The sequence below is a fragment of the Streptococcus sp. HSISS3 genome, from assembly GCF_000448605.1.
In the GTDB taxonomy this organism is placed as follows: domain Bacteria; phylum Bacillota; class Bacilli; order Lactobacillales; family Streptococcaceae; genus Streptococcus; species Streptococcus raffinosi.
In genome coordinates, this window is the sequence record NZ_CM002130.1 from 355,430 (window position 1) to 374,880 (window position 19,451).

Sequence of the window (19,451 nt, forward strand, 5' to 3'; positions counted from 1 at the left end):
GAAGAAAATGAATAAGACCAATCAATCGTTACCACTTCAATTTTATGCTCCTTGATTGTCTTAATGTAATAAATATCTTCAAGAGCAAACTGATAAACTCTAGAATTTGTCTTAAGTGATAGAAAGTTCATTTGATCTCCCTTGAAAACAAGTGATTATTTGTTAACTGATATACTTTTTATCAATTTTCTTAAGTAGTCCATAGACTATCAGCAACATAATACCTCCAATAATTGTCAAATAATCTTTCTTATCTCCCGTTTTAGGAAGATTATTTGACTGCGCAACTATTGCCGTACCAATAGATTTTTCATTTGAAGATGTAGGCGTTATTGATAAAGTAGTATAGCTAACACCTGTATTTTTGTTAGTAGCTTCGGTTTTTTCTCCAACGCTAGGGAGTTGCTTTTCTTGTTCGCTGTTGCCTACGTTACTCTCAGTAAAAGCTACCTCACTACTTTTTTTATCTAGATCTTTAAACATATAGCGATAAATATCATCGGCTCCGCCGCCGCCAACCCAGCCAGAGATAGCTTGTCCATTTTCAAGACGAATAAGAGTTGGTGTTCCAGGGATACCCACAGTACCGAAAAGAAAATCACTTGCATTCTTATCAAAATCTTCACCATCTGTATTGTAGTATTCAACTGGTGTTAATTGATTTAATTTTTTCAACTCTGGTGAAAATTGGCGACAGTAATAACAAGTTGGACGCCCAACATAAAGAAGATGTTTATTCTCATCAGGGGTAAACATTTGATATACATCATTGATAGAAACTTTAGTTAAGTTCTCTACATTTTCTTGATACTGCTCTTGTGTAACTTCTGGAGCAGCTTCAGCTTCTATATCGGACGCTTCTTCAGCAACAGGTGTTTCCATATTAGTACTTGTGGCCTCTTCAGAAACGACTGCGGGTACTTGTGTAAAACTATCTGTGGATTCAGTAATTTCTGGTATTTCATCAACGGTTGAATTATTTTGACCAACCGTATCCTCAGTTATAATCGCTGTTTTTTGATCTATAGAACTGGTTTCATCTGCTAAAACATTTGGAAAGTTAGCTATAAATAAGATACTTGTTAACACTGTTATCTGTTTTAGTTGCTTTTTGATCATAGTTATCATCCTTTCACTTTTTAAGTTTCCTGTCTTAAGACTATATCATAAAAGAAACTCTCTTTTTTCTTCTTTTCCTAAAAGGTATAGTTTTTTGCCCAAAAGGTGCTTTTTGGGCAAAAAAAACAAAGATTAATCATAAATGGGGCAGAACACAACCTCATCAGTTAGAATTCTTTGCTAAGGGAAGATACTACAAATATAGATACTCTAACTGTCGACCTTTTCTCATTAATGCGTCTCAATCTTGTACATAAATGTTTCTAAGCGAGAAGGTATTACCTAAAGAAGGATTTATCGTTCATACTACCAAAGCTCTCAATAAATATACTAGAGTATGATTTCGAGAATTATCTAGAAAGAAAATAAGACATCAAAAGAGAGCTTGTCAATGATGCTCATTTCACAACCATTGAACAAGCTCAGCTTGAAACTTTTAATATAATAAGACTTACTATAGTCTCAAACGTTTGCATTTCGCTTTATGACACTAACCAGCCTTACTATCCCATTAGTTTAAGTTATTGTCAACTAATTCATAATATTGGAATAAAATAAAGTTCGCACTCAACAAATGGAGAATAGCTCTTTTATCTAAAATAAACTCACAACCATTGTCCAATACTCATCAAACCGATTCCAAGTCCTTTATTTTTATATTCATGACTAGTAATTGTCATATAGAGGAGCTTTACACTATCTGATAACTTTTGATTAATTGCCAAAGGACGAAGTGAAGATTCCAAATCAGCTACAATTCGTGGAAAATAAGAACTCTTTTTTTCTAAATCACTTTTAGCTTTTTGTAAAATCACCCTTTCAGACTGAGACAATTTAGAATCAAGACAATCATCAAGCAATTTTGTCAATTTAACTTCTTTTTTATTACTATGTGTGCTTATCATCTGCTTATGGTCCCCTTATGTAAGTGATCAACCTTTAATTATGGACGAGGAATCCATGGTCCATACCTCATCCAGCCATTAACAACTGTGTTAACAGTTGCTTGAACATTTCCAGTGGTAACGACATAACGCCATTGATGAGTCCTAGTATCTAGACAACCATAGCCATTTGCTCCATATAAAACAGGTCTACAAACGCCACCCTCAACAGTAGCTAATACGTCAGTGTTTAGACTTTTAAAGTCTTTAATAGTATTCATTACTATTGTCTCCTTTTTTATTTTTATCTTAAGCTATTTCTTAAGATGGGATAAGTATAGCACAAGCTTTCTATTATTTTACGTTTTTGCCTAAAATGTTATAATTAGGTCTTGATTGACACTTTTTATTTCAACACTAAACTGGAAGCTACCAATAAACTTATCAAGGACATCAAACAGTAGGTTTTCGGATTTCGTAACTTCAAAAACTTTAAAATTAAGATTCTCATCACTTTGAACACATAAAGAGAGAACGAATCTCGTTCTCTCTTACATAGTTTTTATCAACCCACTATAGTTAATAATAACCATCGTAATGTTACAGTTATACTCATCTTGTACTAAATATCAAAACTATAGAATCTTAAATAAGAACAGAGATATTATATACTGTAATTACAATAATATTAAGTATTTATATCTGATTTCTTATTATACATTTTGTTCCATTGCTGTCATCATAGTCAATATCTCCTTTTCATTTTAGTTTGTCTCGTTGCAACTCTGGCATACTCAATATGTCACAAAAACGTTTACACTGAAGTGTCTTTACCTATGTGGTCATGAACATGCTCTAAAAATATTAGGTTAACCATTCATGTGTAAATACTAATACTTTCTGTTCGATCTCTTTATGTGAACCTTACAGAGGAAGGAGAAGAATACTTTATTATTTTGACTCGCTAATAAAATAAAAAAGCAATGACAGACTTTAAAATTACAGAAGTCCATCACTGCTCATTGTTTCTGATTATCATATAATATTCATCGTAAAGTACGATTATACTCTAGAGTATGAATTAGTTTCTATTTTTACTAAATACTCTAAAAGCAATTATGACAAATCCAAATAGCCCAATTATATTTAAAGTTTTCAAGAAAATGGTCTGGTCTTTAAATATATTGATACAACCTAGTATTATAAAAAATATAAGAAGTATATTTTTTATAAAAACACTTAATATTTTCATTAGTTGAAAAATTTAACAAAAAGTTGCGATACCAACTGCGCCGCCAGACCATCCGCCAATTGCACCGCCAGATATAGTTCCAACAATAGGAAAAGTAAAGGTACCAGCCCCAGATCCAGTTAAGAATCCTAAACCAGCGGAACCAGCCGTTCCTAGGGCGCATCTTGCCCATCCACCACCTTCAACAGAAGAAAGCTTAATATCATCCATAACTTCAAATTGATTTAACACTGCATTCATAACGAATACCTCCTAAATAAAATTGCTTTATCTCGAGACATTTATAGTATATCGTAAAAACGTTTACATTCTATGATAATTCCTGAAATGATATCAATAAAGCCTAAAATGTATGATACTCCTATATCAACAGAGATATTATATACTGTAATTACAATAATATTAAGTATTTATATCTGATTTCTTATTATACATTCTGTATCTATCATTTCCCGTTATACTTGTACATTTTCTAATTTTTCTACTTTAAAATTTATAACAGTACGTCTCTGTCTGGAATTCTGTCAATATTTTGGACACATTTTGGGAGGAAAGTTTGAAGGCTAGCGCTCTTCTACGAGATCATAAAATGAATTTTATAAGCTCGTAGAAGGAGTGCTATTAACTAAGCATTTTGTTTTTCAAATTCATTCGGACAAATATAGTTCAGTTTGCTGTGACGTCTCCTCGAATTATAAAAACCTTCAATATACTTAAAAATACTATTGTAACAGGTCTGAAAATCTTTATAACCAACATTAGTTTTGGCGTAAATACACTCCTTTTTAATCGTAGCGTGAAACGACTCTATACAACTATTGTCATATGGGCATCCCTTGGCACTATAGGAGTGTCGAATACTGTGGTGTTCAAGATAATCATTGTATTCCTTACTTGTATATTGACTCCCTCTATCTGAGTGAAGGATAAGCCCATCTGCTACAGTTCGCGTACTTAAGGAATCTTGTAGTGTTTCTATAACGAGTCGTGTTTCCATCTGTCTGGAAAGTCTCCAAGCAATAATTTTTCGAGAATGAAGATCTAAAATACTTGATAAATAACATCAGCCATCCGAAAGTGTGTAAATATATGTCATATCAGTTACCCACTTTTGATTGATTTTATCTGTTGAAAAATCACGTTTTAACAAATTGGGGTATTCTTTTGCTTCTTGTTTTGACAATGAAGCAGGTCGGTATTTCTTTCTAACGATCGAACGAATATTTAATTCAGTCATCAGTTTTTGTACTCTCTTTTCGGAAATCTGGTATCCCTTTTCCAATAAATCTTTATGGATCTTTGGAGCACCATATCGCTTAGAAGAAGCAAGATAAGAGATCATAATCTCCTTTTTAAGAAGTTTATTTTCTTGATCTCGTTGGCTTGGTTGGTGGCTTTTAAAGGCGTAGTAGCTAAACCGTGAAACTTGGAATAAGCGACACATCACCTTGATAGAAAACTGATGACTAGCATAAAGATGATCAATCATTTGGAAGATAGTAGAATCTTTTATTTCTTCGCAAAGAACTTCAAGGCTTTTTTAAGATTTCATTTTCCTCCTTCATTTTAGCCATCTCTTTGCGCATTTGTTGGAGTTCATGAAGGGATACATTTTGATTTTTAGATTTCCCGTATAGCTGAAGTCATTTGTATATAGTTTAGTTGGCAACTCCGTACTCTTTGACTAGATCTGAAATAGGCTGTCCTGCTTCATGCAATTGAACAATTGTTTCCTTGAACTCTTTGGTATATTTTTGGCTCATTTGGACATCTCCTTTGGTTAGATACTAGTCTACCAAAACGTGTCCATAAAATCATACTAACATCAATACTTTATGGTTTTAGATGTAAATGAAGAAAAGATGATATCATGGAGGTATCTTTGCACGAACATGATAAAAAGCTTGCAATAAAGTTAGAATAAATTTAGTTAAGGAACAAAAATCGACATTTCAATTAATAATTCATTAAAATAAGATTATTGTGGTATAATTGAATAAAAAGCTCATATATATTGAGAGGTTGTATTATTATGATGATTAGAATTTGTAATAAAGTTTTATCGTGAATAAAGGGTATTTTTAGGTGATAACAGAATAATGGTATTTCCTAAAAAATTATTTCATATTGATCATTTATGATATTTACAATAAAATGATTGGGAGAGAGGAAAATCTTATGTTAAATGGAAACCATCGTAAAGCAGAAGAAAAGCACTTTGAAGTATTAAAGAATGAAGAATTAGCCACTGTTCAAGGTGGAGGAATGTCGATTTTCAATGATATCAATCATTTCTTTTGTGATTTGACTAATTGTAGGGGAAAAGGGAGAATAGGATAGTAAATGTTACCTTATGTGTTTGTAGCGCTCATAACGGTACTAAATATTCTTGAGATGCTTTTGATGGCTTATCTGCCGTTTTACGCTACCTGTAAGCAACTGGGCTGTAGTATTGGTAAAGTTTATTGGCTTTTATTTTTTCCTATTTACCTTGTTGCTGTCAATTTACCCTACTTTTTTGAACCATTTCTTTTTATTGCCTATTTTTATATCCTTTTTCGTCTGGCTAATAAAAAGAATAGAGCGTTTTCCTTTTTTAATGCAGCTTTTATAGTACTTAGTTATGACACTTTCCATCGCTTTTTTCGCAGTGTCATGACTAAGATTATTGATTTGGATAGTCTTTATCATTTGTTTTTTTATTTTTTTTAGCTGTGAGTTTTGTCGAATATCTGGTTCCTTTATTTTGTCTCATTCTTGTCTTAAAAAATATAGACCTTAGGTTTGATCTGCTAGAAAAAGATGATTTTAAAAAGATAGTCTGTAAAGCTAATATTATCTTTATTGCTTTACTTCTTTCCATGACTATGTGGACTATTATCATGGGAAACCATGCATTTCTTATTAATACGTTTGGTTCAACCATTTCCTTGGTTCACCTGCTGCTCTTTTTATATGTCGCTCAATATCTTAAATCTCAACAAAATACTTACATGGTTCATCAAGAGATTAAACGACGAGAGGATGAGAACAAAGAGCTTAATCAGTTTGTTAATAAGCTTGGTAGTTTATATGATGAAATTCGAGGATTTAGACATGATTTTGCTGGTATTATAGCCAGTCTAGCTCCAGTTATCCAAGAAAGAAATATTAATGAGATAGAGTTAGTTTACAAAGATGTTTTGCTAACCACAAATGCAAATCTTCAAAAGTTAGACTATTCTGCCTTTGATTTGAAAAATATTGATGATTTGGCTTTTAGAAATGCTCTTGCTAAAGCGATGTTAGAAGCTGAAAAACAAGGCGTCACTTTCAAGTGTGATGTACCAGGGCATATTCCAGTTGTTGATATTTCTATGCTTGATATGATTAGGATATTATCAATCCTTCTAACAAATGCAGTTGAAGCAGCGCAAGAAGCTGATAAACCTCTCGTTGAGGTTGCTATAACAAATAAAAATAATGTTATAACAGTTATGATTTATAATACACGTTCAAAAATACCTTTAAATAAACGTCGTATTTGGGAAAAAGGTGTATCAAGTAAGGGAGACGATAGAGGATTGGGCTTGTATAATCTCAAAAAATTATTGGGAGATTATCCTCAATTAAGTTTAGAGACGAAAGTCGGTCAAGAGGACTTTACTCAGATAATGACGATTCAGTAAAGGAGTGGAGTATGCGTATCATTGTTTTAGAGGACAATATTCATCATCAGTTGCGACTAGAATCAGCGCTTTATGATGTTGCAAAAAACTTGAACCTTCATATTTATGTTGAGTGCGCTACAACATTAGAGGAGTTTGAAGACTATAAACAAAAGGAAGCTGTCAACCAAGTTTACTTCCTTGATTTGGAGATTGATGGAGATAGAGACAAAGGATTTCAAATAGCAAAAACTATTAGAGAAATAAATCCCTATGCTGTTATTATTTTTACGACAACTCTTTCAGAAGCTATGCCTTTAGTCTTTAAAAATCATGTCTCAGCACTTGATTTTATCACAAAAGACCTACCTGAGAAAGATTATCGAGCACGTGTCAAACAATGCTTAGAGCAGGTTTTAAAACATGGACAGACGAATAAGCATGAGGAAATTTTACATTATAGTTATCAAGGAAGACCAGGCATCAACATTCCCATTTCAGACATTCTTTTTATTCAAACTTCTGTAAAATCGCATCGCTTAGTCATTTATACTAGTGAGTTTATCAAAGAGTTTTATGGTAGCTTGTCTGAAATTTTGCAATTGGATACGAAGAACCATTTTCAACGTGTTGACCGATCAGCTATTGTTAATGTTCAAAATATTGCTAGTTATGACTCAAAGACGAAGGAAGTGATGTTTTTTGAGGGAACCACTTGTCCTGTGTCACGATTACGTTTAAAGACCTTAAAAATACGTATGAAAGAATTGGGAATTTTATAATTAGAAATAAATACTAAATAAAGACTGTGTTCTGTATAACGGCTCCTTTCTACCATTTGTCAAGTCTATCAAGACTTTAAGTAAAAAAAGAGATAAGACAGTAGCTATTCTGAGGTTACTGTCTTATTTTTAACACTTTTTGATCCATAAATGGGCATGCTAAAAAAACACCTCATCTGGTATTGTTTGAAACAAGGTGTTAGAATTATAGGGCATAGACGACTTTAATGACTTTGGGCTAAAGTATAGTCGTAAAGTTTATTATGTATTATAAGATAATACATTGTCCTAATAAGGCGATGTATAGAGGCAATCGTATGAGGCTTAGTTGAAGTTGTCTGCGATTGTCTTTTTCGTTTCTCATAGAAATCTGAGATATGGCAAGGATTGGTATGGCTAGCTGAAGCGATATTGTGAATGCACTTGAACAAGATTTTTCTGGCATATGAGTATCAGTTTCAAAAACAAGAGAAATAATGATGTTAGGGTCTTTAATTCCGATTAATTCTGTGGTATTCTTAATAAGTCTCATAAGTTCTTCCTAATGATGGTTTGGTTGCTTTTCATTATAGTTCTTATGGGACTTTTTGTCTGCATTCAAAAAGCTCTATAATCTCTACAGTGGTTTTACCCACTACAGAAATTATAGAGCCGATAAAAAACGTAACGATAAGGATTCAATTGTTATTCAATAATTTATCTTTAAAGTAGTTGAAGAAAGTTTTTTTAGCGATAACACTCACTACTTTTCCCTGCATACCATAGGTAAGATGTTCTCTATCTTGTGATGTTACATTGACTTTAGCGGTGACTTTGAAGAAGTTACCGTTTTTTGTTTCTGTTGCAGCTTTATCTAGTGAGACAATCTCTCCTTTTATAACTGTAGGAGTTTTTCCAACGGTATTTAGTGTAAATCTTACAGTTTGTTGTTTTTTCAATTGGTTGATATAGTTTGAGTTGACATAGTATGTTATGGCTACATTTTTAGCTTCAGAAAGATTAGGATAAATTTGTCCAATAACAGTTCCTTGAGGTATATAAGATTCGCCTTTGATTTGACTATTGAGATGTAGGACACCATTTGAGTTAGCGTACAGGCTAGTTGCTTCTTTTCTGATATTAGCTTGTTCAAGTTGGGCTTGAAGACTTTCTTTGTCTTTATTGACTTGATTAAGCTGTTCTTGAGCTTGTGATACTTGCTGATTTCGCAGTGTCTCTATTTGTGAAGAAGCGCTATTATCGTAAGTTCCAGTGGTTACATTACTAGAAAGCTTCAGATTAAGATTGTCAATGTCTGATTGTGGTTCTTGATATTGGTTGACCTGTGTTTGTAGTTCTGTTATTTGTTTAGGAATACTAGAATTAGCTTTATTCACACTTTCCTCTTGCTTTGCAACTGTGACATTGGCTTGATTAACTTGGCTAGTAATAGTAATCGCTTGGTTTAAAAATGCATTGATTGTGCTAGAGTAGCCAAATTCATCATTATCTCCGAAAAGATTCGTCCCTTGTTTTAAACTGTTAATTAACGTCTCTAAAGCAGCAGCTTGTCTATCATCTCTATCTATTTGCTGCTGAATACTATTACTCTGAGAAGCTTCGAGCTTATCAGAGTATTTAACGAGAAGGTCTCCTTTTTTTACTGTCTTATTATCTTTAAGATTGTTAGTTGAGATAATATTATTACTAGTAGATTGAATAACCTCGATTACTTTTGTTGGCGTGATTTCCCCAGTACTTGTTACCGTTATTTCTGTATGAGCAAACAAAGAAAATAATACAATGAATAAGACCAGTAGCGTCAAAGGTAGCACGAGTATAGTAGCAAAGTTATGATAACGACGTTGGTAGAACTCCGCTGATTGAAATAAGTGGTTGTTCATAAAACTCTCCTTACTTGAATAAATGGTAGTAGAAGCCTTGTTTATTGATCAATTCTTGGTGACTACCTTCTTCAATTAATTTTCCTTTGTCAAGGACAATAACACGGTCAACCTGTTTAGCGATACTTAGTCTATGTGCGACAAAAATAATTGTTTTATCTGTTAGCTGCATCAGATTATTGATGACTTTTTTCTCTGTTAAAACATCTAGACCGCTTGTAGCCTCATCAAGAATCAAAATAGGAGCTTGGGTTAGTAAAGCACGTGCTAAAGCTAAGCGTTGTTTCTGTCCACCTGATAAGCCAGCTCCATCAGATAGTTCTGTCTGATAACCAAGGGGCATAGCTTCAATATCTGCTCGAATTTCCGCAATTTGACAAGCCATAAGGATATCTTCTTGAGTAATGTCTGGACTTGCTCCTAAGGTGAGATTGTCTAAAATAGATCCTGAAAAAATATATGATTGTTGTGGAAGGTAGTTAATGTACTGACGGAGTTGCTTTTTATCAATCATTTTCAAATCCATATTACCCAGTCGAATATTGCCTTGGTTAGGCTCATAAAAGTTTACAATCATCTTTGCAAGTGTCGTTTTACCAGAACCACTGATTCCAACTAAACTGACTTTTTCTCCTTGTTTTATAGTTAAATTGAGGTCACTTAGAGTGTAGGTCCCAAATCCATATCTGTAAGACACATCATGAAAAGTGATGTTACCAGAAAGTTTTGACGTCATACTAGTTGTGCCTTCAAATTCAGAAGCAACGAGATAAACTTCATTAAGACGTTTATTAGCAACCTTAGCAGATTGCAACTTTGTTTGAAGATTAATAATATTTTCAATAGGATTTGTAAAATAAGATAGCAAAGTATTGTAAGTGACGAGTTGACCGATTGAGATTTTACTATCCATCACTAAGCTAGCCCCGAACCATAAAATAGCAACATTTAAAATGAGTTGAGCACCGTGCTTTAATGAAGTTTGGATATTTTCATATTTGCTTAGTTTAAAAGATTTATCGAGATAATCAACAAACTCGCTATCAATTTTTTGGTAACGCAATTCCTCACTAGTTAGCGATTTAATCGTTTCAATACCATTGATATCCTCTATGATAGCTGAGCTAACCATGGCATTACTTTGCATCACATCATGGTTCATCTTTTCAAAAGGCTTGAGAAATGCAAAAATAATGACTGTATAAATCGGTAAAGCTACGAGTGTCAAAAGAAATAGCCGTATATTTTGAAGCACTAGTACACTACCGACAATAAAAACGATACTAACATCTAGAAAGAGGGATAGGATAGTTGAAGCCAAAGCATCTATGATGGAGTTAGCATCTGTAAAACGAGAGATAATCTCCCCGGTTCTCCTCGTTGCAAAGAAAGACATAGGTAGTGTAAAGATATGGCGGATGTAGGATAAAATGACATCTATTGTCAGTCGTTGGCTAAGCACTCTTAATAGATAGGACTGGGAGAATGCCATGAGCTGCTGCAGGATATAGGTGATGACAAGTCCTAGAGAAATAATGCCTAGAGTTGATTTCATATTATTAGGAATGTACACATCCAAAATTCCCTGTAAATAATAAGAACCAACAATATTGACCAAAGTGACAAGCAAGCTAGCTAAAACAATATAGGTAATTAGTGTTTTTTGCTTTATGATTAAAGGGAGAAAACTTAAAAGACCGTTTTTCTTATCCTTGTGTGGCTTGTAACTAGGAGCTGGTGCTAAGAAAATAGCAACACCTGTCCATTCCTGCTTAAAGCGCTCCTTAGACATTTTAGTAACTTTTACACTCGGATCTGGATCACCAATAATCAGATAATCTTTCTTAGCTTTATAAACAACATAAAAATGTTGCAATTTCCTTTCTTTATTGACATGGACAATGAACGGATAAGGAATATCCGTCATATCAAACAATTCCATATTTGCCTTAATTGCCTTGGTTTCAAATCCCATTTTTTTGGCAGCTTCAGTAATACCTAGGGCAGTAGTACCCTCTTTTGTCGTTTTTGCAAGTTCTCGAAGATGAGCTAGTGAGAAGTCAGAACCGTAGTGTTTGGCAATGGAGGCAAGGGCAGCGACACCACAGTCACGCATATCCATTTGAGCAACATAAGCATACCGTTTCATACATTATTTCCTTTTTAGGTAATTTAATTAATTATGCCATAATAAGATATAAATTAGGGAATGTTTGCCTAAACAGTATATTTTTATTCCTAAAAGGGAGACTGATGTTAGTATGATTTTATGGACACGTTTATTTGTTTGGGTAAAATTCATACAACAAGTGATGGGTAGAATAGCCTATCACTTTTTTTTCAGCACGCGCGTGAGTAGGACATCATGTAACTTTTAAACACAAAAAAACTAGAGCGATGGCCCTAGTTGTAAAGGAGGTTTGTTCACATCTGGGTTTATAGGAGATTATGATGTGAACGGGATTGATTAGGAGTCTCTATTTCTATTAGGAGGATTAGAGACAGAAAGGATTAGTTTTCGAGTGTAGTTTCATCGAACTACAAGAAAATTATACCAATTTATGAGATAGGATACAATGGACTTAGGGGGTGTCACACCCCCTATAATTAGAGAACGACTGACTTATGGTATAGTAGTATGTTTTATTGTATAGTAAAATTAGACTAATAATTAATATGAACTATAGGTTAGGAGTGACAGAAGCAGTGATGAATGAAATGAAACAGGACAATGGCATACTATGATATATGAAATACTAGGTCTATATGACAAATTAGCTAGGGGATGACTTTTATTACCTATGGTATAATAAGATAAATTTGGAGTTGTAGAGGTGAGCATTTGGAAGAAAACAGACCTGATTTTAGAGATATAAAATCATTTGAAGAATTTAACAGATACTACTGGTATCGAGAAGAGCTTTCACAAATTTGTAAGTACCTTGGATTAGAATACAGATGTACAAAAAAAGAATTAAATCATATTATAGAACAATATTTTAAGGGAAATAGAGTAGAAAAATTTTTGAGGAAAAAAAACAAAAATCAAACCGAAATAATAACCCTAAATACATCATTACTTGAATGTGGGTTTTCCTTTAATCAGAAATTTCGTGATTATTTTTCAGCTGTAACAGGTGTTAATCCGTTTAAATTTAATGCTGATATGGCAACAGCTTGGCGAAAAGTAAAACGGGACAACAACATAAATTTTACAATCCAAGATATGATTAAAATATACTATGGAGAGTCAGACTACGCCAAGTATGATAATTCAGCTTGCCAATGGAATCAATTTCTAAAAGACTTTTGTGCGGATGAATTTAGCAATCATTACTCCAACAAGTTAAAAGTTGCGGCTATCCTTTGGAAAGAAGTTAGAGATTCAAAAAATAAAAAAATCTATTCACGGGGACTTCTAAAAGAATATAGCTACAAAATAGAGGAGTACTGTAAGTAAACAACTTCAAGTTTGTCGAACGGAATATAAAGTATTAAAGACGATAGAAATAAATCAAGCTTTTTTCGTTTCTACTGAATAATCTTTTTCGGTCATAATAAAACACTCCTGTTCATAGTTTCACTAGAGCTCAACAGGAGTGTTATTTTTGCGTCTCAATTTATGTGTTCAGTGCCTATCTACTTTTCTAGTAACCAATCTATGATATTTTTCTTCTCAATACCATTGTAATTTGCTGTTGGCTGAATCGTATCCATTGTTAATAGATATTTTGGGAATTGATCTTTAATGGCTTCTAGTGGTCTAAGTTCTCTGTCTAGTGTTTCTGGAGCAAGTGTTGTTTCACTGACCTGATAATAAGCGTAGTGACCAACATCAGTTACAACAACAAAATCAACCTCATACTTATCTAAATTACCAACATATACTTGTGAATATCTACGTCTCAATTCTAAATATACAATATTTTCCAAGATATGCCCAATGTCTTCTTTGTGGTCTGGTAATAAGAGATGCCGTAATCCTAAATCAACGGGATAATATTTTTCTAAGCGTTGCAATAATGCTCTACCTTTTACATCAAAACGTGGAACGGAATAAAAAAGTAAACTATCTGTCAAAGTTGTCAAATAATTTTCCAAAGTATTATGGGATATGGAAACATTTTGACTGACTAGGGTATTGCGAATCTTATTTGTTGATATTAAGCTACCTGTACTACTGAGAAGGGTTCGGACAATGCGCTCAATAATAGTAGGATTTGGATTTCCCAATCTAGTTACAATATCGTTTAACAGTATTGAGTTATATATTCCTCTGAGATAGTCAATTTTTTCAGCGTAAGATGATGTTTGCAATAAGTAAGGGAAAGCACTAAATAGATAATTGTTAAAAATTTTTGTTGTATTCAGATTCTCAGAGAGAGATTGACCTGATAGGTATTCTTCAAATGACAAAGGAAGAACCTCTATCTCAACATAACGCCCAGTCAAGTTTGTTGCTAATTGGCTACTCATAAAGTAGGCATTAGATCCAGTCAAATAGAGGTCTACATTTGGTAAGATGAATAGACTATCTGCTACCAGTTCAAATTTTTCAACATGTTGAATTTCATCTAAAAAGATATAGTATGTTTTCTCTTCAACTAACCGCTCTTTTATATAAGTAAATAATGTTTGAAAATGTCGCAGTTCATAGTAACTCAAATCTTCGAAATTGATGGATATAATCTGCTCCTTGTCTACCCCAGTTGCTAGTAATTCCTCTTTATAGAGTTGAAAAAGTACAGATTTACCAGCTCGCCTAACTCCGCTCACAACTTTGATGATTTGTCGGTCACGATGTCTTCTTAAAAAGTCTAAATAATGTGGTCTTTTAATATAGTTCATAATAGTTACCTCAAAGACAGTATAATATAAATAGTAATTATTTTCAAATATTTAGAAATAATGTTTGATTTATTTAATCATTTCTAAGTATTTAGAAATAATATCTGGGGCTATTTGAATATCTTCAGGATAGAAAAAGAAATTGCACTGGCACGAAGAAACTGTATATTTGTTGTTAAACTGTACATCATCTTTGTGATACGGTAGTTCGTATTTCTCAATTACATAAGATCTGAAAACATGATATTTTTGATAACCCTTTGATAACCTCTTGATTTTTAAAAGGATTATATATGTAAAAATTGAGGATTTATCTCTCAAAAGTACTTAATTTTAGTGATAATTTACCATAAATATCATAATGTAGAAAAAACCAGGTTTTACGAAAATTTTTATTTGTACCAAATTGAATTTTAGTCTATTTGTATATGAAATCTAATTTAGTTAAATTAGATTTAAATTCGGAGTACCTCAAAAAACAAGGTGTAACCAATCAAGCCATCGCAGCGATTTTAGGAAACTGGTCGGTAGAGTCGTCTATCAATCCCAAACGAGCAGAAGGAGACTATCTCAATCCTCCTGTTGGGGCAACAGAATCCTCTTGGGATGATGAGGGGTGGTTATTACTAGGTGGACCATCTATCTATAATGGCAGATACCCTAATATCCTAAAACGTGGCTTAGGGTTAGGTCAATGGACAGATACGGCTGACGGGTCTCGCCGTCACACACTTCTTTTAGAGTATGCCAAAAGCAAACATCAAAAGTGGTATGACTTTGGTCTACAACTTGACTTTATGCTTCATGGGGATAATCCCTATTACACCAATTGGTTGAAAGACTTCTTTAAAAATAGTGGAAGCCCAGCTAGTCTGACGCAACTCTTTCTCATTTATTGGGAAGGCAATTCAGGCGATAAACTCCTAGAAGGTCAAACACGAGCAACGGAGTGGTATTACCAAATTGAAAAAGGCTTTAGCCAACCAAATGGAGGAACCTCTCAAAGTGATTCAAAAGCACTTGAAGCCGTCAGAGGTGACCTTTATGAGAATTCTGTACCTGGTGGTGGTGATGGCATGGGTTATGCTTATGGTCAATGTACCTGGGGAGTTGCCTCTCGGATTAACCAATTAGGCTTGAAACTCAAAGGCCGAAGTGGCGATAAACTCCCTATTATCAGTAACATAGGTAATGGTCAAGATTGGGTACGGACTGCCACAAGCCTTGGTGGAGAAACAGGGACAACACCAAAAGCGGGCGCTATCATTTCCTTTGCGGGAGGAGCACATGGAACACCAACAGCATACGGGCATGTAGCATTCATTGAAAAAGTTTACCCGGATGGTTCATTTCTCATATCAGAAACGAATTATAACGGTAATCCAAACTACACCTTCCGAAAATTATTAGGAGTGGATAGTACCATGAGTTTTGCTTATACGACGAAATAGAAGCAGGAGGACAGAAACACCTAGTTATATCTCATCTTATGTAAAACCAAAAGTCCCCCTTGGTAGTCAAACCAAGGGGGACTTTTTCGAGGAAAATATAAGGTTGATATTCTCCAACGCTCTTAAGAGCAATTCTATTTTCTATAGCTATTCTAGTATATTTGGATACAGATGTCAACAGAGAAAGCAAATTTATTTAGCTTTATTTAAAAATGATATTGTGAGTCCATAAAAATAAATTTTTTCCAGTCTTTTAAATTCGGATTCCCCATTCGTGTCAATAAACGAGTATTCAAGTCAAAATCAGGTGATTTGAAATGTTTATTGTTTCTATAAATAATTGAATTGATATGTTTCTTTAATGGTTTAGTACTTTCAAAATAATTGACAATCTGTAGAGTGTCAAATAAAGATAGGGCTGAAGGAGGTGTACCTGTTTCAGATGGTGTTAAATTAAATAATGAAACCAAGTTCGCATTTAACTTAATATATTTTGGAGATTGGTAGCGATATACTAATGAACCGTGGGCACAAAAATTTCGAAGTGATTTAATAATATCAAACATATTTAAAAATTCATTTCGATAAAATAATGGCATATTAAAGTCTTCCATTACCTTATTTAGTACGTAAGGATCTAAGTAATGTAGTAGACAGATCACCTCTCCTAAGGTCAGTGTTTCAATTGCGACCCAAAAAGGTACTGCAACGTGAGTATGATAGGTATAATTTGGAGCTTGGCCTGTACGAAAAGTTGTCTGACCTCTTTGGCTAGTATAACGTGAATCTGTATAAAACCGATAGTCAATGTGGTCGTTTTCGTTGATTAATTTTGTAAGATAAAAAGGTTTAAAAAGGATAAAATTATCAAATTCGTCATAGATCCTTTTGTTTTGGTAATTTACAAAGGGATAGTTGTTAGCAAATTGACTATTTTTTGGGTCTATATAATTTGATTTTAAGGTATAGTTCATAGTATCACTTATTGTTAGACAATAAGTTTGTGTGAAATGGTGTGCTACTGAATTTTTTAATTTTGATTCAATATTATCTAAAATCTCCAGAATTGTAGTCGCCAATTTTTTATTAAATTTATAAATTGTAATAAAGTCATCTAATGTAACTTTATTGAATCGTTTGGGATTTCTACTAGAGAGTAAAAGGTTTTCAATTCCATTAAATAAATTAAAGTAATTATATTTTATTAGGGCATCATCAAGTTCTTTATCTTCAAAATACAATTTTCTTTCATGTAATTTTTGTTTTAAAGAATGACGCCCTTCGCTTTGTTTAATAGCCATGTGTTACTCCATATCCATAATATCTTGTCTTTAAGTATATCATAATTAAATATTTTTTAATCACAATTCATCATGTAGTGCTTGATTCCTTGCCTCAAACGATAAATAATATTATAATAGCTAAAAAGGTTTATTTAGGAACCTTCAAGGTAATTATGAATAACCTTGTAAATACCAGATAGCCTAACCGGAAGCCGAGGCAAGAAGGTCGGGAGCTGGTCCATGTCGAGGTTTTGTTACTGTTCTAATTGACATGGCACTAGAGCATAAAATGTATATCATGCACCTTTTAGGTGTTTTTGTATTTTACTGTAAGTCATCTTTAACCTTAGGTTGCTATTTTTTCATGCGTTTGCTATACTAAAGGCATAAATTGTTTAATTTATATCTATTTCACCACACCTCAAACGGTGAACTCATAGTCAAGTGACTAGAGAAAAGAGGAAACATGGAGGAGGATATGTGATTACTGGTTCTGTCCCAGTGAAAAGCATACCATGTTTAAGGGGTTAAAAGAGAGCGTACTCGCTTTTAGCTATCAGTTAAGCCATCAGACAGAAAGAAGGGGCTTAACGCTTTAAAACACGTACGAGATAACTTGCCTTGAGTTTTTGAAAGGCTACAACAAACGTTATTAGCAAGTAAGCATAACGAGAAGTTTTTCCTATGGTTTGCCATAGGCACGCGCATCCTTGTTTTTTGAGACAAGGCTTGCCGGCTTCTTTGTTATGCTTTTTTTGTTTTTGAGTTTAGGTAGATGGACAAAAAGGAAGGCGACATCTCGATGATTAGAGGCGAGGAACAGGTGTTCCCAACTCTAAACAGTCGGCATGCGGAGGAAAGGTTACGAATAGGTATTCGAAGCTTTCCAAGGTAACTTTACAACAACAATTTTTTATAAAGGAGAAAAGCTTATGCTTAACAAAGTCATTATTACTGGTCGTTTGGTCTCAGATCCGGAACTTCGCTACACACCTTCGAACAAGGCAGTGGCGACGGCTCGAATCGCTTCTCCCCGTGATTACAAAAATCAAAATGGAGAGCGAGAGACCGACTTTATTAACCTCGTCATTTGGGGTAAAGCGGAGAATTTCGCGAACTGGATCAAGAAAGGCTATCTTGTGACCGTTGAAGGACGGTTGCAAACTCGTAGCTACGAGAATCAGCAAGGTCAACGTGTCTATGTAACCGAGGTTAATGTGTCAAACTTTGACAACCTACATCCTCGTGAACATAGTAACACTTCTTCGCAAAGTCCAGATTTTGGACCTGCAGAAGGGGGCTTTCCTGGAGGTGGAGAACCTTTAGATGATTCTATGTTTGAGAATATTCCTTTCTAGTACATAGTGCAAGGTTTTAAGAAGAAAGTAGAGAGTTCAGTCATACTGAGCTCTTTTTGTTTTGGAAGGAGAAAGAATGATAAAAGAAGTAGAGATACTTCCTCCATTGACAGAGGATAATTACTACCAAGATAGGTATTACATGTCCACTTCTCGTCTGAAGGAGTACATCAAATGTCCCTTAAGACAACAAGTTGTCGATTTGGGCTTTTGGCCTGAGAAGACGGAGACAGAAAGCCTACTTGTTGGTAATTATGTCCATTCTTATTTTGAGACTAAAGAAGCTCATGAAGCTTTCTTGGAAATGAATCGAGATAAGATCATCAGTCAACGAGGAAAAACTGCTGGCCAGGTAAAAGCCTCTTTCAAACAAGCAGATAAGATGATTGCTGCTTTAGAAAAAGAGGAGCTTTTTAATCGTTTGTATCATGGTACAGATGATGAGATGGTGGAGAAAGAACGGATTATCACTGGAACGTTAGAAGGGATTCCTTTCAAGTGCAAAATTGATAGTCTGAATCTTTCAGGTGGTTATTTCATAGATTTGAAAACGATGGAGAGTCTTCAGTCGGAAAAATATTCGACGACACTACATCGTTATACGAAGTCGCTTCTCTATAACATAGTAGAATATCAGTATACGCTACAAATGTACGTATATCAGGAGTTGCTGAAGCAAACCTACGGTTATGAGTTTACACCTTATATTATGGCAGTTTCAAAGGAACCTGTTCCCGATAAGGAGTTAATTCTAATCGATGATACAATCATTGAAATGGGGAGAGACATCTTCTATGGACATGTTGAAGCGCTTAAAGATGCTTTGGCACATAAGTCTGTCGAAGGATGTGGGCACTGTGATTACTGTTTAACGAATAAGTCGTTAACAACAGCAAAAACAGTGGCAGAATTTTTACAACAATAAATAGAGAAAGTGGTCTAAA

17 protein-coding genes and 3 pseudogenes are annotated in these 19,451 nt (G+C 34.0%); 9 read left to right on the plus strand and 11 right to left on the minus strand.

Features of this window, described 5'->3' with window-relative positions:
• Positions 1-162 precede the first annotated feature (162 nt).
• From HSISS3_RS01795 to HSISS3_RS01805, 3 genes are all read right to left on the minus strand, one after another.
• A complete protein-coding gene (locus tag HSISS3_RS01795; RefSeq protein WP_021151503.1) occupies positions 163-1,119 on the minus strand; it encodes an LPXTG cell wall anchor domain-containing protein in 957 nt (318 codons plus the stop codon).
• Between the two features lie 605 nt (positions 1,120-1,724).
• Positions 1,725-1,988: a bacteriocin immunity protein gene (locus HSISS3_RS01800; protein WP_051176068.1), complete on the minus strand. Its 264-nt coding sequence runs from the start codon at positions 1,986-1,988 to the stop codon at positions 1,725-1,727.
• Positions 1,989-2,062: 74 nt separating this feature from the next.
• Positions 2,063-2,284 carry a garvicin Q family class II bacteriocin gene (locus HSISS3_RS01805; RefSeq protein ID WP_021151505.1) on the minus strand — a complete coding sequence of 74 codons (222 nt, stop codon included), beginning with the start codon at positions 2,282-2,284 and terminating at the stop codon, positions 2,063-2,065.
• A gap of 114 nt (positions 2,285-2,398) precedes the next feature.
• On the opposite strand from HSISS3_RS01805, the pseudogene HSISS3_RS12075 reads away from it, so the two are divergent.
• A pseudogene (locus HSISS3_RS12075) lies at positions 2,399-2,582 on the plus strand (transposase); the annotation flags it as partial.
• Between the two features lie 685 nt (positions 2,583-3,267).
• Here the strand turns inward: HSISS3_RS12075 and HSISS3_RS01810 are convergent.
• From HSISS3_RS01810 to HSISS3_RS11380, 3 genes are all read right to left on the minus strand, one after another.
• The gene (locus tag HSISS3_RS01810; protein ID WP_021151506.1) at positions 3,268-3,495 is read right to left on the minus strand and encodes a Blp family class II bacteriocin; all 228 of its coding nucleotides are present in this window, start codon (positions 3,493-3,495) and stop codon (positions 3,268-3,270) included.
• Between the two features lie 823 nt (positions 3,496-4,318).
• Positions 4,319-4,744, minus strand: coding sequence for an IS3 family transposase (locus tag HSISS3_RS11375; RefSeq protein ID WP_003094345.1), 426 nt, complete (start codon positions 4,742-4,744; stop codon positions 4,319-4,321).
• A gap of 169 nt (positions 4,745-4,913) precedes the next feature.
• Positions 4,914-5,018 carry a helix-turn-helix domain-containing protein gene (locus tag HSISS3_RS11380; protein ID WP_125411941.1) on the minus strand — a complete coding sequence of 35 codons (105 nt, stop codon included), beginning with the start codon at positions 5,016-5,018 and terminating at the stop codon, positions 4,914-4,916.
• 415 nt (positions 5,019-5,433) lie between these two features.
• On the opposite strand from HSISS3_RS11380, the gene HSISS3_RS01825 reads away from it, so the two are divergent.
• From HSISS3_RS01825 to HSISS3_RS01840, 4 genes are read left to right on the plus strand one after another with little or no spacing between them, the layout of a single operon-like run.
• Complete coding sequence (locus HSISS3_RS01825) at positions 5,434-5,595, plus strand: bacteriocin (RefSeq protein WP_003094124.1); 162 nt, start codon at positions 5,434-5,436, stop codon at positions 5,593-5,595.
• 3 nt (positions 5,596-5,598) lie between these two features.
• The gene (locus HSISS3_RS01830) at positions 5,599-5,967 is read left to right on the plus strand and encodes a hypothetical protein (RefSeq protein WP_042771729.1); all 369 of its coding nucleotides are present in this window, start codon (positions 5,599-5,601) and stop codon (positions 5,965-5,967) included.
• 2 nt (positions 5,968-5,969) lie between these two features.
• Positions 5,970-6,923: a sensor histidine kinase gene (locus tag HSISS3_RS01835; RefSeq protein ID WP_003094496.1), complete on the plus strand. Its 954-nt coding sequence runs from the start codon at positions 5,970-5,972 to the stop codon at positions 6,921-6,923.
• An 11-nt stretch (positions 6,924-6,934) separates the two neighbouring features.
• On the plus strand, positions 6,935-7,684 hold the full coding sequence (locus tag HSISS3_RS01840) for a LytR/AlgR family response regulator transcription factor (RefSeq protein WP_021151509.1): 750 nt from the start codon (positions 6,935-6,937) through the stop codon (positions 7,682-7,684).
• Between the two features lie 224 nt (positions 7,685-7,908).
• Here the strand turns inward: HSISS3_RS01840 and HSISS3_RS01845 are convergent.
• The 3 genes and pseudogenes from HSISS3_RS01845 to HSISS3_RS01855 form a co-directional block, all read right to left on the minus strand.
• Positions 7,909-8,130 (minus strand): annotated as a pseudogene (locus tag HSISS3_RS01845) (IS110 family transposase); the annotation flags it as partial.
• 231 nt (positions 8,131-8,361) lie between these two features.
• Entirely contained in the window at positions 8,362-9,567 is a 1,206-nt protein-coding gene (locus HSISS3_RS01850) for an HlyD family efflux transporter periplasmic adaptor subunit (protein WP_021151510.1), read from the minus strand.
• Between the two features lie 10 nt (positions 9,568-9,577).
• Entirely contained in the window at positions 9,578-11,716 is a 2,139-nt protein-coding gene (locus HSISS3_RS01855; RefSeq protein ID WP_021151511.1) for a peptide cleavage/export ABC transporter, read from the minus strand.
• A gap of 693 nt (positions 11,717-12,409) precedes the next feature.
• Here HSISS3_RS01855 and HSISS3_RS01860 point away from each other — a divergent pair.
• Positions 12,410-13,027, plus strand: coding sequence for an SAP domain-containing protein (locus tag HSISS3_RS01860; protein WP_021151512.1), 618 nt, complete (start codon positions 12,410-12,412; stop codon positions 13,025-13,027).
• A gap of 179 nt (positions 13,028-13,206) precedes the next feature.
• Here HSISS3_RS01860 and HSISS3_RS01865 read toward each other — a convergent pair whose 3' ends face one another.
• Positions 13,207-14,415, minus strand: coding sequence for an ATP-binding protein (locus HSISS3_RS01865; RefSeq protein ID WP_021151513.1), 1,209 nt, complete (start codon positions 14,413-14,415; stop codon positions 13,207-13,209).
• 464 nt (positions 14,416-14,879) lie between these two features.
• Here HSISS3_RS01865 and HSISS3_RS01870 point away from each other — a divergent pair.
• Positions 14,880-15,866 (plus strand): annotated as a pseudogene (locus HSISS3_RS01870) (phage tail tip lysozyme); the annotation flags it as partial.
• A 206-nt stretch (positions 15,867-16,072) separates the two neighbouring features.
• Here the strand turns inward: HSISS3_RS01870 and HSISS3_RS01875 are convergent.
• The gene (locus tag HSISS3_RS01875; RefSeq protein ID WP_021151515.1) at positions 16,073-17,167 is read right to left on the minus strand and encodes an Abi family protein; all 1,095 of its coding nucleotides are present in this window, start codon (positions 17,165-17,167) and stop codon (positions 16,073-16,075) included.
• Between the two features lie 914 nt (positions 17,168-18,081).
• Here HSISS3_RS01875 and ssb point away from each other — a divergent pair.
• Positions 18,082-18,507: a single-stranded DNA-binding protein gene (ssb, locus tag HSISS3_RS01880; protein WP_021151516.1), complete on the plus strand. Its 426-nt coding sequence runs from the start codon at positions 18,082-18,084 to the stop codon at positions 18,505-18,507.
• Positions 18,508-18,583: 76 nt separating this feature from the next.
• A complete protein-coding gene (locus HSISS3_RS01885) occupies positions 18,584-19,432 on the plus strand; it encodes a PD-(D/E)XK nuclease-like domain-containing protein (RefSeq protein ID WP_021151517.1) in 849 nt (282 codons plus the stop codon).
• The last annotated feature ends 19 nt before the right edge of the window (positions 19,433-19,451 follow it).

Bases quoted from the DNA above. Each gene is read 5' to 3' on its own strand.
- HSISS3_RS01830 (WP_042771729.1), top strand. From the start codon at position 5,599: ATGTTACCTTATGTGTTTGTAGCGCTCATAACGGTACTAAATATTCTT.
- HSISS3_RS01855 (WP_021151511.1), bottom strand. From the start codon at position 11,716: ATGAAACGGTATGCTTATGTTGCTCAAATGGATATGCGTGACTGTGGT.
- HSISS3_RS01875 (WP_021151515.1), bottom strand. From the start codon at position 17,167: ATGGCTATTAAACAAAGCGAAGGGCGTCATTCTTTAAAACAAAAATTA.
- HSISS3_RS01865 (WP_021151513.1), bottom strand. From the start codon at position 14,415: ATGAACTATATTAAAAGACCACATTATTTAGACTTTTTAAGAAGACAT.
- HSISS3_RS01850 (WP_021151510.1), bottom strand. From the start codon at position 9,567: ATGAACAACCACTTATTTCAATCAGCGGAGTTCTACCAACGTCGTTAT.
- HSISS3_RS01825 (WP_003094124.1), top strand. From the start codon at position 5,434: ATGTTAAATGGAAACCATCGTAAAGCAGAAGAAAAGCACTTTGAAGTA.
- HSISS3_RS01810 (WP_021151506.1), bottom strand. From the start codon at position 3,495: ATGAATGCAGTGTTAAATCAATTTGAAGTTATGGATGATATTAAGCTT.
- HSISS3_RS01795 (WP_021151503.1), bottom strand. From the start codon at position 1,119: ATGATCAAAAAGCAACTAAAACAGATAACAGTGTTAACAAGTATCTTA.
- HSISS3_RS11380 (WP_125411941.1), bottom strand. From the start codon at position 5,018: ATGAGCCAAAAATATACCAAAGAGTTCAAGGAAACAATTGTTCAATTG.
- ssb (WP_021151516.1), top strand. From the start codon at position 18,082: ATGCTTAACAAAGTCATTATTACTGGTCGTTTGGTCTCAGATCCGGAA.
- HSISS3_RS01885 (WP_021151517.1), top strand. From the start codon at position 18,584: ATGATAAAAGAAGTAGAGATACTTCCTCCATTGACAGAGGATAATTAC.
- HSISS3_RS01840 (WP_021151509.1), top strand. From the start codon at position 6,935: ATGCGTATCATTGTTTTAGAGGACAATATTCATCATCAGTTGCGACTA.
- HSISS3_RS01805 (WP_021151505.1), bottom strand. From the start codon at position 2,284: ATGAATACTATTAAAGACTTTAAAAGTCTAAACACTGACGTATTAGCT.
- HSISS3_RS11375 (WP_003094345.1), bottom strand. From the start codon at position 4,744: ATGATTGATCATCTTTATGCTAGTCATCAGTTTTCTATCAAGGTGATG.